General features: G+C 36.4%; 1 protein-coding gene. It reads right to left on the bottom strand.

Annotated features, from left to right (window positions below; translation table 11 throughout):
* On the bottom strand, positions 1-606 hold a 606-nt coding region (locus tag ACK8P7_RS10950), incomplete at its 3' end, for a phage integrase SAM-like domain-containing protein (protein ID WP_410044230.1).
* Between the last annotated feature and the right edge of the window lie 131 nt (positions 607-737).

Genomic DNA, 737 nt, shown 5'->3' with positions numbered 1-737 from the left:
CTTGAGCACAAAAACAGCATTATCCCTATCTGAGTATCCACAATCGTATAGATAATGAAAAAGCTGTCTGAGATGATTTGCGCTGTTATGTCGGTTTGACAATTCATACCCCATAAAGCGAAAATATTCTTCAATAACATCGACTGACATGTCGTTAAAAGATAATTTATTCTGCACGAGATACTGATTAAAAGAGTGCAGATAAAACTCTCGACATTCGATAGTTTTTTCCGAACGTCCTATCGATCGTTCATGTTGAAAAAACAACAGAATCTTCTCCCCTGTTTCACCTGAAAAAGATCGTTCGATCCGAGGAGTACGAAATTCAAAATCTCCATCCTTTTGGTACGAAATCAGCATCCGTACAGCGCGTAGTCTTACTTTTTGCTTAAATGTCATTCCATCTACGATGATATGAGAACCGATTATTTCATCGCAGTATTGATATCCAAGCGAGGTAGTAAACTCACTAATACCTTTTTCAGAAAACCACTGGAAAACTGATATCCATTCCTTATTGATCATATCTGCATGATGTCCGGTATACTCTCGGTCATGCATTTCATTCCTGCAGGTTTCTATTAATAGTTTTAAATCTGTAATCATGAGACAGATCCTCCTTTCAGTCTCATGTTACTTGCATTGATTATTATGTAAAGAAATCTAAGCAAAAGGTTGGCTAATTGAGCCTTTTTCTCGCATTTCTTTACATAATAGATATCTTGTCATAACCTTTC

The organism is Oribacterium sp. P9, from assembly GCF_046365365.1.
Classification (GTDB): Bacteria; Bacillota; Clostridia; order Lachnospirales; family Lachnospiraceae; genus Oribacterium.
The sequence above is the reverse complement of the archived record's forward strand: the minus strand, read 5'-3'. Positions and strand labels throughout refer to the sequence as shown.